The organism is Candidatus Marithrix sp. Canyon 246, assembly GCF_001723685.1.
Taxonomy (GTDB): domain Bacteria; phylum Pseudomonadota; class Gammaproteobacteria; order Beggiatoales; family Beggiatoaceae; genus Marithrix.
This window is the reverse complement of sequence record NZ_MCBX01000011.1, coordinates 76,653-88,797: the sequence shown is the minus strand read 5'-3', so window position 1 is coordinate 88,797 and position 12,145 is coordinate 76,653. Positions and strand designations below refer to the sequence as shown.

14 protein-coding genes and 1 pseudogene are annotated in these 12,145 nt (G+C 32.9%); 9 read left to right on the top strand and 6 right to left on the bottom strand.

All coding sequences use genetic code 11. From position 1 onward, the window contains the following. On the bottom strand, nucleotides 1–376 hold a 376-nt coding region (locus BHU68_RS08510), incomplete at its 3' end, for a hypothetical protein (RefSeq protein WP_141700075.1). A 400-nt stretch (nucleotides 377–776) separates the two neighbouring features. On the opposite strand from BHU68_RS08510, the gene BHU68_RS08505 reads away from it, so the two are divergent. The 8 genes and pseudogenes from BHU68_RS08505 to fghA all read left to right on the top strand — a co-directional run bounded on the left by BHU68_RS08505 (nucleotide 777) and on the right by fghA (nucleotide 6,655). Then, nucleotides 777–1,424, top strand: coding sequence for a hypothetical protein (locus tag BHU68_RS08505; protein WP_069470272.1), 648 nt, complete (start codon nucleotides 777–779; stop codon nucleotides 1,422–1,424). Then, nucleotides 1,405–2,229, top strand: coding sequence for a hypothetical protein (locus BHU68_RS08500; protein WP_102135816.1), 825 nt, complete (start codon nucleotides 1,405–1,407; stop codon nucleotides 2,227–2,229). Before BHU68_RS08505 ends, BHU68_RS08500 begins: the two co-directional genes overlap by 20 nt. 238 nt (nucleotides 2,230–2,467) lie before the next feature. Continuing rightward, nucleotides 2,468–2,731, top strand: coding sequence for a DNA methyltransferase (locus BHU68_RS08495; RefSeq protein ID WP_338140452.1), 264 nt, complete (start codon nucleotides 2,468–2,470; stop codon nucleotides 2,729–2,731). 216 nt (nucleotides 2,732–2,947) lie between these two features. Continuing rightward, a complete protein-coding gene (locus tag BHU68_RS08490; RefSeq protein ID WP_069470275.1) occupies nucleotides 2,948–3,349 on the top strand; it encodes a hypothetical protein in 402 nt (133 codons plus the stop codon). An 88-nt stretch (nucleotides 3,350–3,437) separates the two neighbouring features. Beyond that, nucleotides 3,438–4,011 (top strand): annotated as a pseudogene (locus BHU68_RS16735) (Bpu10I family restriction endonuclease). A gap of 30 nt (nucleotides 4,012–4,041) precedes the next feature. Continuing rightward, the gene (locus BHU68_RS16730; RefSeq protein WP_216115508.1) at nucleotides 4,042–4,200 is read left to right on the top strand and encodes a hypothetical protein; all 159 of its coding nucleotides are present in this window, start codon (nucleotides 4,042–4,044) and stop codon (nucleotides 4,198–4,200) included. 509 nt (nucleotides 4,201–4,709) lie between these two features. Beyond that, on the top strand, nucleotides 4,710–5,819 hold the full coding sequence (locus tag BHU68_RS08480) for an S-(hydroxymethyl)glutathione dehydrogenase/class III alcohol dehydrogenase (protein ID WP_069470276.1): 1,110 nt from the start codon (nucleotides 4,710–4,712) through the stop codon (nucleotides 5,817–5,819). Nucleotides 5,820–5,821: 2 nt separating this feature from the next. Beyond that, on the top strand, nucleotides 5,822–6,655 hold the full coding sequence (gene fghA, locus BHU68_RS08475; protein WP_069470277.1) for an S-formylglutathione hydrolase: 834 nt from the start codon (nucleotides 5,822–5,824) through the stop codon (nucleotides 6,653–6,655). A 5-nt stretch (nucleotides 6,656–6,660) separates the two neighbouring features. Here the strand turns inward: fghA and BHU68_RS08470 are convergent, their stop codons facing one another. From BHU68_RS08470 to BHU68_RS08455, 4 genes are read right to left on the bottom strand one after another with little or no spacing between them, the layout of a single operon-like run. Beyond that, nucleotides 6,661–7,692, bottom strand: coding sequence for a hypothetical protein (locus BHU68_RS08470; protein ID WP_069470278.1), 1,032 nt, complete (start codon nucleotides 7,690–7,692; stop codon nucleotides 6,661–6,663). Next, nucleotides 7,679–8,368 carry an ABC transporter ATP-binding protein gene (locus BHU68_RS08465; RefSeq protein WP_069470279.1) on the bottom strand — a complete coding sequence of 230 codons (690 nt, stop codon included), beginning with the start codon at nucleotides 8,366–8,368 and terminating at the stop codon, nucleotides 7,679–7,681. Before BHU68_RS08465 ends, BHU68_RS08470 begins: the two co-directional genes overlap by 14 nt. A 22-nt stretch (nucleotides 8,369–8,390) precedes the next feature. Next, nucleotides 8,391–9,611, bottom strand: a complete 1,221-nt coding sequence (locus BHU68_RS08460; protein WP_069470280.1) for an ABC transporter permease — start codon at nucleotides 9,609–9,611, stop codon at nucleotides 8,391–8,393. Between the two features lies 1 nt (nucleotide 9,612). Beyond that, nucleotides 9,613–10,356: an outer membrane lipoprotein-sorting protein gene (locus BHU68_RS08455; RefSeq protein ID WP_069470281.1), complete on the bottom strand. Its 744-nt coding sequence runs from the start codon at nucleotides 10,354–10,356 to the stop codon at nucleotides 9,613–9,615. Between the two features lie 71 nt (nucleotides 10,357–10,427). Between BHU68_RS08455 and BHU68_RS08450 the strand changes: the two genes are divergently transcribed. Beyond that, nucleotides 10,428–11,624 carry an ABC transporter permease gene (locus BHU68_RS08450; RefSeq protein WP_069470282.1) on the top strand — a complete coding sequence of 399 codons (1,197 nt, stop codon included), beginning with the start codon at nucleotides 10,428–10,430 and terminating at the stop codon, nucleotides 11,622–11,624. A gap of 188 nt (nucleotides 11,625–11,812) precedes the next feature. On the opposite strand, the gene BHU68_RS08445 is transcribed toward BHU68_RS08450, so the two are convergent. Beyond that, nucleotides 11,813–12,004: a hypothetical protein gene (locus BHU68_RS08445; protein ID WP_069470283.1), complete on the bottom strand. Its 192-nt coding sequence runs from the start codon at nucleotides 12,002–12,004 to the stop codon at nucleotides 11,813–11,815. Nucleotides 12,005–12,145 lie beyond the last annotated feature (141 nt).

The following is a 12,145-nucleotide window of genomic DNA, read 5'->3' as shown; positions in this document are numbered from 1 at the left end:
AAATTAGACTTTGTTCGTAAAAGTTTCTTATTTCTTCATCAAATAAAAAGAAATCTACTTTATTTATAATTGGTGCAATAACATTTATTTTTAGATCTTCTTCATGGTAATTTTCTATTAAAAGGTAATTTTTAGATATTAACTTTTTAAAAAAGATAATATCTTTTTTACTAAAAATATGATCTAAACTAAACCAGTTATTAAATTTATCTTGTTGTTTAAAATTTTGTTTTATATCTACTAACTTTGATAATTCATTAAAAGTTATTTTGCCATATTGATAAACAGGAATTTTATTTTGTTTTTTTTCAAATTCCTTGTTTATTAGTTCTATATCTTCTTTAGTTAATGTTGAAATTAAATCTTCTAAAGTCATAATTTTATTGCCTTGTTTTAATTGTTATTATACATATTTTTTTGTCTATTGCAAGTAAAATGATTATAAATATGTTAAAATTCAAACATAATTGAATTTTTGTTATCATTTATTTAGTCTGCTTAAGCAGACTTTAGCTATGAGCCTTGAGCTTTAGCTCTAGGCGGTGTTTGGACGCTGAATGACAGTCATACTCGTAAATTACAATTAATTAATGAAAACATTTAATAAAGGAATTTTGGTAAATGGCAACTGCTTTATCGCATTTAAAAAGTATGGAGACCCTACGCTTGGGTACACCAATAATAATCGGAGTAATTTTAGCTGAAAAGAAACTAATTCCCAGTACGCGAGTTTAGATGGAATACCAATACACTGTAAACATATCGAAGATGCACATTTGTGTTTAGAAGGTGTACAGCAACGAAATTTATCCAAATCGGGGCAAGAAAATGCTCCACCTATATTGTTTCGATTGTTACAAAAAATAGACATTGATCTAATTACCTTTAGCCAACCTAATGCTAGTCTCCAAGAGCATTATGTGCTATTTGAATATTTAAAAAAACGTTTGCCTGTACAGTTTCTTATTTTACCAGTGGTTTTTGATGATCTACGTGAGAATACATTACGACTAGAAATAGCTCAAGCACTCGCAGATGCAGACACAAACACGGCACTAGCACAAACGGATATTGGGCGTATAATATTAGCGGAACATGGCGATCTCACAGATGTGAATAAAGATATGGCTGCACTTAAGAATACCATTCAGGAACATTCTGAAACCACACTTAACAACTGGTTGGATAAACATTCTAGTCTTTGGGCATTAAGATCAGAAATACGTGGAACTTTATTGACGTATCTTCATGTGTTAAGAAACACTGTTTTTGGTATCAAAGCCACTTCTAAGCGTCGTGTTATTCAAGGTCGCTATCTAGCGAATATGGCCGCTTTATCGGCCATAATTGAGAGTGCTAAAGCTTCAAATATTAATATTTTATTATACATTGTACCTCAATGTCATGGCATGGAAGATACATAAGGTAAGAGAACAGAAGATAAAGAAACGTTTCTTATTGATTAGCTTGTTCATCAATTTAGGACTGCTCTTTTATTTTAAATACCTTCTGTTCTTTGCAGATAACACAATTGGTTTGATGAATTTTGTTGGTATAGAAGCAGATCCTTTGTTACTCAACATTATTCTGCCTTTAGGTATTAGTTTTTACACTTTCCAAACTATTAGTTATACTGTTGATGTTTATCGTGGTGTCATTAAGCCAGAAAAAGATTTCGTTATTTATGGGTGTTATGTGACATTTTTTCCCCAATTAGTGGCTGGACCTATTCTTCGGGCAGCAGAAGTTATTCACCAGTTTGCCAAGCGTCCACCCTTTGATTGGGCAAATATTGCACCCTTAGTAGATTCAGGTTTTGCTTACCGTGCAGCCTTTATATTATTATATCGTCTAACCGTTCCATGGTTTGCAAATCTATCTCGTACTATTCAAAAATTCGGAGGTTGGCTAATCACTTTACCCATTGTTATGTTAGGATGGATTCCATTTCGAGCCCAAAATATGACTGATACCTTGGCAATGTATCTGAAAATATTCCAACCAACTGAATATCTTTGGTTAGGATTACGGGAAAATACCTATATCATAGCCGCTATAATTTTAATGGGCATCATTCTTACCTATCTAACGAAAACGTACTTAGTACCATTACTTCGACAACGAATATGGCTTACTATTATTGCAGAATCTCTGGTATTTAGTGTTATGATTGGGTTAGTATTTGTATTTCTGCGTCCCATTAACCAGTTTATCTATTTTCAGTTTTAATTTTTAATAAGTATGACAGCAATTAGTTAAATAAATTCTTAATTAGTTGTACTAACAGAATATAGTATAGTACAACGAATTGAGAAATAAACGAATTATATTTGGTAAATGACAACTATTTTAGGTATAAATGCCTATAATGGGGATGAGCAATAGACTAAAAAATTAGTTGAATTCTTTTATTGCTCACTAAAATATGTTAAAATTCAAACATAATTGAATTTAAGAGAAACTAAAAATCAAAAACCTACACTTAGCTGAATCACTTCCAGACTCAATTGTAAATATTGAAGACAAAATAAGAAACAATATGTTTACTTGGAGAGGTCAATTCTCCCCCCAGTTAATAGAGCATATTTTAATCAACTACTCTTCACAAAATGATGTTGTATTTGATCCTTTTGTCGGTAGTGGTACTGTTTTATATGAATGTGCATTAAATAAGCTTGAAGCATCAGGTTGTGAAATCAATCCAGCCGCCGTTTCATTTGCAAAAATATAGGAATTAGTAAATCAACCTAAAGACAAAATTAATAATGCGCTAAAACAGTTAGATTCAATTATTTATAGTCATATAGATGATTTACCCTTATTTAATAATTCAGAAAAAACTGTATTTGAAGAACAACTAATTGATGTTTTAAAAATAGCAAAATCAGAAATTGGTGCGAATAGAAAGTTTCGTCAAAATAGATTTTTAACTGTTGTGCAATATTGCATGGATATATCACAAGTATTTATCGAATTAAGAAGAGTTTGTAAAACTAATGCAAAAATAATATTTATAGTTGGAAGAGAATCTAATGTTAAAAAAACAGCATTTAAAAATGCAAAATTAATTACTTCCGTCGCTAGGCAATGTGGGTTTAACTTAGAAGGAAGCCAAGAAAGGGTCTTTAAAAATAAATTTGGAAATTTAATTTATGAGGAAATATTACGATTCTCTATAAATAGACATTTTTTAAATTCTAAACTAGATTTTGGTAGAGATATTGGTAGAAAAGCATTAAATGATGCACTTAGCTATGCTAACTCAGATGTAATAACTGATATAAAAGATGCTTATATTAAATCAAAAAACATTAAAACATCTCCAATTTTAGAAGCAAAAGGAATATAAAGATGTTGCCAACACCACATTTAGGAAAGATTGAAGCAGCTATTAAGAATAGCAAAATGCCTAGTGCAGCTGTCAGAAGGTTAAAAACATTGATTTTGATTTAATTTACTCCTGTGAAGAAGACTTTTTATATCGACAAAAGGGACAACTAAAAATTGATAATACAGTTATTGAGGAATTTCTTCCTCACCTTGTCTATAAAGCTTTCCCAGAGTTAGTTGATCTAAGCTTTGGCCCAACAAAATGTTTCTCAGCAGTATATTTCAAATCAAGCTTACAAGTTAGTTCAAAAGGTGGAAGCTTATCTTGGTTATGTCACAACAGAATGTAAAACTAATCTTGACAAAACAATGTTTCAAGAAGCCACTGCAACAGCACATGATGTAAAATCTGCGTTACCGGGTTCTAAATACTTCTTAATGTGTGAATGGCTTGACATGACACCTGTTAGTACAGCTCCAACAGATATAGATGAAGTATTGATTTTAAGAAAGGCTAAAAGAATACCCTTTAATATTAGAAAAAACTTTAACACATATAGTGGACGAGCTGATAATTCTGATTGTGTTAATGTCTTTTTACGTTTTATTGGGCATATAGAAAAATTACTTCACAATGAGGCTCCTGCTGAAAATACTGTACTAGCAGATGGTTACTTTTAGATGTAAAATTTAGCAAATGTTGAAAAAATGATGCCAACAGAATATATTTCTGAAGCTTGCCGTGAATATTTACAACCATTGATTTTAGGAGAAGATTATCCTCCATATAAAGATGGTTTACCACAATATGTCGAATTGAAAAATGTCGGCGTAGAAAAAAAATTAGCTAGTACTTATGAATTGAAATAAGTCTAAATCGTAGCAAAACCTGACAGGTTTAACCATCACTTTTAACCATCTCAATGATCTCATTTTTCACAAACAGTAAATTCTTATAAATCCCTTTCAAATCTTCTATATTTGTACAATTAAAAGTTCTACTTACAAAATATTGGTATTTATGTTTTTCAAACCTTTCTAAAATAACAAAATTCCAATTTTATCCTATAATATAAGCACCCTTGATAGTATTCCAATCATTAAGCTCTACTGCACTTATAAGTTCTGCTAAAAGTTGTGGATCGTCATTTTTTTTTGATTTTCTATCAAAATTACCAGCTATTAAATTGATCTTGCTCTTTAAAATTTTGTTTTATATCTACTAACTTTGATAACTCATTAAAAGTTATTTCTTCTAAATTCATAATTGTATTACCTTGTTTTAATTGTTATTATACATATTTTTTTTGTCTATTGCAAGTAAAATGATTATAAATATGTTAAAATTCAAACATAATTTAATTTAAGAGAAACTAAATATGAAAGCAAAAGCAGCAGTCGCATGGGAACCTAAAAAACCGCTTGTTATTGAAGAAGTTGATGTTATGGGTCCAAAAGATGGTGAAGTTTTATTAAAAGTTGTTGCATCGGGTGTTTGTCATACTGATGCTTTTACTCTTTCGGGTGATGATCCTGAAGGGGCATTTCCTTGTATTTTGGGACATGAAGGTGGTTGTGAAGTTGTTGAAATTGGTCCGGGTGTTAAGGATCTTAAGGTTGGTGATCATGTTATTCCTCTCTATATTCCAGAATGTGGTCATTGTGATTATTGTAAGTCAACTAAAAGTAATCTGTGTCAATCCATCGCCGGAACAGTTTGGACTGGTTATATGCCAGATGGTACGCGGCGATTCTCACAAAACGGTAAGGATATTTACCATTATATGGGTTGTTCAACTTTTGCTGAATATACGGTTGTTCCTGAAATCGCGCTGGCAAAAATTAATAAACAGGCACCGCTGGATAAGGTTTGTTTGTTAGGATGTGGTGTTACTACTGGTATTGGTGCAGTGTTAAATACTGCTAAAGTAGAACCCGGTTCTACTGTTGCCGTATTTGGTCTCGGTGGTATTGGTCTTTCATGTATTCAAGGTGCAGTTATGGCTGGTGCTGAACGTATTATTGCTATTGATATTAACTCCGACAAGTTTGAATTTGCCAAACAACTTGGCGCAACTGATTTTATTAATCCTAATGATATAAACGGTTCCTTTGTAGAATATATGCAGGATAGCTATAACGGTGGTCCAGATTATTCCTTTGAATGTATTGGTAATGTTCATGTGATGCGGGATGCGCTGGAATGTACCCATATGGGTTGGGGAGTTTCTACGGTGATAGGTGTTGCTGGAGCTGGGCAAGAAATCGCTACACGACCTTTTAATCTGGTTGTTGGACGTACTTGGAAAGGCACAGCCTTTGGTGGTGTCAAGGGTAGAACTGAATTACCGGGTTATGTTGATCGTTATATGTCTGGACAGATTGAACTCGATAGTTTGGTAACACATACTATGCCTTTGGAAGATATAAATAAGGCGTTTGATTTAATGCACAGTGGCGAAAGCATTCGTTCTGTTATTATCTTTTAAATATGAAAATTATTGAAAGTATTAAAGAGTTTGGTGGTTATCTAAACCGTTACACACATCAATCTGATGTATGTAATTGTGAAATGACATTTTCAGTTTATTTACCACCACAAGCCAAATTAGGCAAGGTTCCAGCCTTATATTGGTTATCTGGATTGACATGTACTGATGATAATGTACGTGTGAAAGCGGGCGCACAACGCTATGCTGCTGAACATGGTATAGCTTTGATTTTCCCCGATACTAGCCCACGTGGCGATGATGTTGCTGATGAAGATCGTTATGATATAGGTACAGGTGCAGGATTCTATGTGAATTCTACACAATCACCTTGGAAACAACATTATCAAATGTATGATTATGTGACTAAGGAATTACCTGTCTTGTTGGAAACACATTTGCCACTGATACCCGACGTTAAATCTATTTTTGGGCATTCAATGGGCGGTCATGGGGCATTAATCTGTGCATTGAAAAATCCGCATAGTTATCAGTCAGTTTCAGCATTTGCACCAATTTGTAATCCAATGAGTTCCAGTTGGGGCAAGGCTTGTTTGACTGCTTACTTAGGTGATGATACCAAAGTTTGGCAAGCCTATGATGCCACTGCTTTAGTTGAAGCAGGGGCAAAAGTTTCGGATATTCTAATTGATCAAGGTACAGCAGATGAATTTTATGATGAAAAACAGCTATTACCAGAGAATTTCCAAGCTGCCTGCGACAAGGCAAAACAGAGTCTGACCATACGAATGCAAGATGGTTATGATCACAGTTATCATTTTGTTGCTAGCTTTATTGGTGAACATATTGCTTATCATGCCAAGGCATTAAAATAAAAATACTAAAAATAATAAATAACTCGCATATAAGCCTGTCTATCAATAGCAAACTCAGCTGTATCTCCATAAGCGTCATCTAGCCAAGCCACTAGTTGTAAATTTTCTGCCCAATCATAAATACCACGTATTTGGAAGATGCCGCTATTATTTTCTACATTATTAATCCAAGTAGCATGTATGTTAAATAAAGGATGTAATTCTATTTGAATTCCTTGGCTCAGATAATCGCTGCCTTGAGTATAAATTTCTCCGCGTTCTAAACGCTTTTGTAGTGCTAGACCTTCGATATCATTATGATAATATTCTATAAATCCATGAAAATTTTTCTCAAACCATACCCATGAATAATCTATATTAGTCATTAAGGAAATTGCAGTGTCACCATCTTTCAATTGAGTCAAGCTCATATCTAAACGCCACATGGCTTCTAAAATGTTTTTACTCAAGCCTAATCCAAATACATTTTCATCAAAATGACGCGCCGCTATTAAGTCAAAATTCCATTCATCTTGATAAGTGCCACGATATTTTAGGGCAAAACTACTTTCGCTTTCAATCTTATTACGTGGTAATAAAATTAGTTGCAAATCATCGCCATTCTCAAATAACCATTGCCCATATAACATGTCATCGCCAGTTTTATATTCTTTATCAATCTCAGTGGGAGAAAATGGACTAAAAATATCAAGCGGCTGAAATACTAATCCATTACCCCAACTAATGGCTTGACGACCAAATCTTAATACTACTTGTTCACCATTATAAGCAACAAATAAACGATCTAAACGCTGTACAACGTCTGAATCTATCTGATCACCTTTAAAACCTAATACTTCATAATGAATATTAGTTTGCCATGCTTGCCAACGTTTTTCAGCCTTGAAGCGCAAATCAAGAAAATGATCTACTGTATTATCAGTTGCAATAACATGATATTTTGAATGCCCACCAAAAGACCAATCTTCTTCGGCAATTACATTAGTTATATTTATCAAATATAATACGATAATATAATGAATATTAAAGCTTTTCATCACTTGCTATACGACCATCATGCAATTTAATTAATCGTTTAGAATAACTCATTACCAATTGATCATGAGTAGAAAACAGCAAAGTGATACCATGTTCTGAATTCATAGACTGTAATAATTCCATTAAAGATTCAGCAGTATGAGAATCTAAATTTGCAGTTGGTTCATCAGCTAAAATTAAACTAGGCTTAGATACAATAGCGCGTGCGATTGCAACCCTTTGTTGTTGCCCACCTGATAAGTCGCCCGGGCGACGTTTTTCTAATCCCTCTAAACCAACCTCTTTTAAAATATGTCGCGCTTTCTTTGCTCGTACCTTACTATCAATTCCCTGTAATTGCATGACAAATTCTACATTTTCTTGTGCAGTTAAAACAGGAATTAAATTATAAGATTGAAACACAAAACCGATTTTATATAATCGTATCTCAGCCAATGAAGATTGATTCATTTGATCAATGCGTTGACCATCAAGCTCAATTTCACCACTAGTAGGATTATCTAAACCACTAATTAAATTAAGTAAAGTAGTTTTACCTGAACCAGATGGACCAGATAAACAGACAAAATCACCTTTAGGGATTTCCAAATCGACATCAACTAAAGCGGGAATTTTGACTTCACCTTGTTGAAAGGTTTTGCTTAATTTTCTACATATTACGGGGTTTTTTTGCATAAGTTTACTATTCTTTTTAAATTTATACAGATTTCATAGCATCAACCGGTTTTAATAACCGAATACGTAATGCTGGGTATATTGAGGCTAGCATAGTAAATGCTAAAATAACAAGTGGTCCTAAGCTTATAGCTAATAAGGATAGTTCTGGAGTTACTTTACCTGTTATACCAAATTCTGCTCCTAGTTCTTCCATGCCGGGATAACTAAAACCATGTATATAAAAATATAATACTATGCTTATTCCTATAATCATACCAATTGCTAATCCTAATAGTGTCAATAATAGTGATTCTAATATTACTAGTTTGGCTATTAAAAACGGTTTTGCGCCTAATGCTAACATCACTCCAAATTCACGAGTACGTTCTAATACTGCCATTAAAAATGTATTTAAAATACTAAAAGTTACTATTAATACCAGACAAATGTATAAAAACCAACTATTTATAAAGTCTGCCTCAATTAGTTGCATTAATCCCGGAACTAGAGTATCCCAATCCAATACTACTTGTTTGTCTGTTAGTAATGTACTTCTAATTTGTGTGAGAATAGTTTCTAAATTATCTAAATTTTCTACTATGCCAACTATTATATGAGCTTTATCGTGCATACTGAAAATTTCTTGAAAACTTTTTAGTGGCATTTCTATCAAATTTCTATCTAAACCCGGTTCGCCGCTTTTAAAAATTCCAACAATTGGTAACACTGCCGCTGCTATAGAACCATCATGCCCACTACCTAATAAAGTTAATTCGTCTCCAACTGTGACTTTAAGGTTGCGAGCTAAGACTTCGCCAATAATTAACTCTTGAGCATTATCATCACTTAAAAAACGTCCAGTTTTAATTAAACTTGGTATAGTGGATAGCTTGGTTTCATTAGCAGTTTCAACTCCAACAACTTCAGCACCATAAGTTCGTTGTTCTGAGGCTATTAGAGCAAAACCCTTAGCGCGTATTCCAATATCTTCTACTCCATTGATTGCTCGTATTTGTGCCGCTAATTGTTGCGGTTGAGCTAAAGTATTACGCATTTGAGGTTTTTTTAAATAACCGGGAGCTTGCACTTGAAAATGACCAGTAAATAATTGTAGATTATTATTAATCATCATATCATAACTGCCTAATTGCAAAGTTATCATAAATATTAATAACAAAGTTGCAAAGGCAATTGCGCCGATAGTTAACCAACTACGACGTGAATGTCGCCAAAGATTTCGCCAAGCTAAACGTAGAATCATTTTAATATCTTGGATTGCGTAAATTAGACAAAGTAAACATACGCTTTGGTATATTTAATTTAAATCGCGCTTGCTTCACAACAATTTCTGTCCATTCATATGGTTTATCAGCTTTTTGCATATGCTGCCTAGTTGCAATGAGTTTACCACCCATGTGTTGAAGATTTTTTGTCATCATCGTTTTTACTAGCTGATTATCTTGATCATAGAATGAATGTTCTAATAGAATGTGATCAGCGCGAATTTTTAAAATTTCTTTACCCCAAACCACAGGAGCATAATAATAAGGTATAGACTCAATTGTAAATAATTGTTTTCCTTGATGACTACTGATAGCTATTATTTTATGTTTATAATACTTTAAAATATTATCAGCTTTAGCAACATCATTATTAGAAAAATCAGATCCCATCCAAGCTTGATTCATCATACTAGAAGGTATTCTGATTAAACGATTAATTTTAGGAGAAAAACTCCACATATTGTTTTTCTTCACTAAATTGGCATTACCCTTATCCTTTTTAGGAGCAATAACTCGTACTAAAGAATTTTTCTGACCTTTTGTCCATACTTTCAAACTAATAGTACGTTGCCAACTACGACGATGAATAGTCATATCTACAACCGAATAAGAAGACTGATCGCGCCAATAATCAATAGCATCTTGAACAATCTTACGAGCCTGCTGATCAGCAAAAGCTGGAGTGATGTTTAGAATAATTAATAAGGAAATTATGTTTTTCATATTTATTGAATTGCAATGTAGTATAGAATATAAATATTAAATAATGATTATAAAACAAATTGAGAAAAAAAATGAAATTATTAATAATTTTAGCATGGCGTAATTTATGGCGTTATCCCGGTCGTACTAGTATTATTATTATTGCTATTACAATTGGCATTTGGTCAATGTTAAGCATTTCAGCTTTGATGCGTGGCATAATTGAGCAACAAGTTAATAATGCTATTCAAAATTTTATTGGGCATATTCAGATTCATGCTCCCAATTATCATGATGATCCGGTGATTAATTACAGCATGTCACCACCTCAAGGCAACTTATTAAATTTATTAAATAATTCTTCAGAAATAACTAATTGGGCTACACGAGTGCGAGTTCCCGCTGTAGTTAGTAGTGAGCGCGAAACTATTGGAGTTAGTTTACTAGGAATTGATCCAGCACAAGAACAGGGATTATCCTTTATAGGTAATCAGTATATGATTGATGATCATGACATTATTTTAGGTAGAAAGTTAGCTGATTATTTGGAAACGCGCTTAGGTAAACGTGTAGTTTTGATGAGTCAAACTGAGGATAATGAAATAGTAGAACGTGGTTTTCGTGTTGCAGGAATTTATGATGCTAAAACAGAAGATGTTGAAATGCAATTTGTTTTTATTAAGCGTCAAACAGCTCAAACAATGTTAGAAATGGGCGACAAAATTTCTGAATTGGAAATTCTAAGCTCAAATCGTGAACAATTAGATGGTTTATTAGCAAAATTAAGATCATTGGCACCAAAATTAGATGTAGAAACATGGAAAACTATTGCACCAATTTTACAAGTATTAATGAAGATTAATGAAGGATTTTTATTAATATGGTATATAGTAGTATTTATTGCAATGGCGTTTGGGCTGATTAATACATTGCTAATGGCAATATTTGAACGCACTCGTGAAATTGGATTATTGCAAGCCTTGGGTATGAAACCAGCTTCAATAATCGGACAAATTTTATTTGAATCTATGTTTTTATTAATGATTGGTTTAATTATAGGTAATTTTATAGGCTGGCTGACAGTAATGGCAACAGCGGATGGATTAGATTTTTCCCAATATGCCGCTGGTTATGAAATGATAGGTTTAAGTAGCTTGATTTATCCAGTATTAAATTTAGCGGATATAATAACAGCGAATATATTGATTATCAGTTTAGGTTTAGTGGCAAGCTTTTATCCTGCTTGGCGAGCTGCGCAGATAGTGCCTTTAAATGCTGTTAGTCGTTAAATTTAATTTTAGGATTATGGGATATGTACAAAAGTTATTGAACAACTTGAAAACACGGGGTTTTAGACCTGGCAGGTTTTAAAAACCTGTCAGGTCTGTGGCCAGTATCTGTAGTATCTCCTGCTCCGCTTAGTGTAGTGCGTAAAATAATGGCTATTGCATCAAATACTTGGTATAATGCCATTACTTTAAACATTAATATTGAAACAATCATAGGAATGATAGAATTGCCTATAGATTAATAATAAAGAAAAAGCGGCATCCCAAACTCTGATGTGTAAATATAACCAAGCATAATTATTTACTTCTGCTTCTAATTGTGCCAAATTTGCAAATATTGACCATGCTTGGATATATAAATAGTTGAATTTTTTTGACACCAAAAGCTTTTGCGATAAAAGCGACGCTGCTTTGCATAATATCTACAAAAAATATCCATGCTATCAAAATATTGTGTCAATGACAGTGACTAATGCCATTGTCATTAAACCCAACATTAATGGAATGGCAAAACCTAGAAT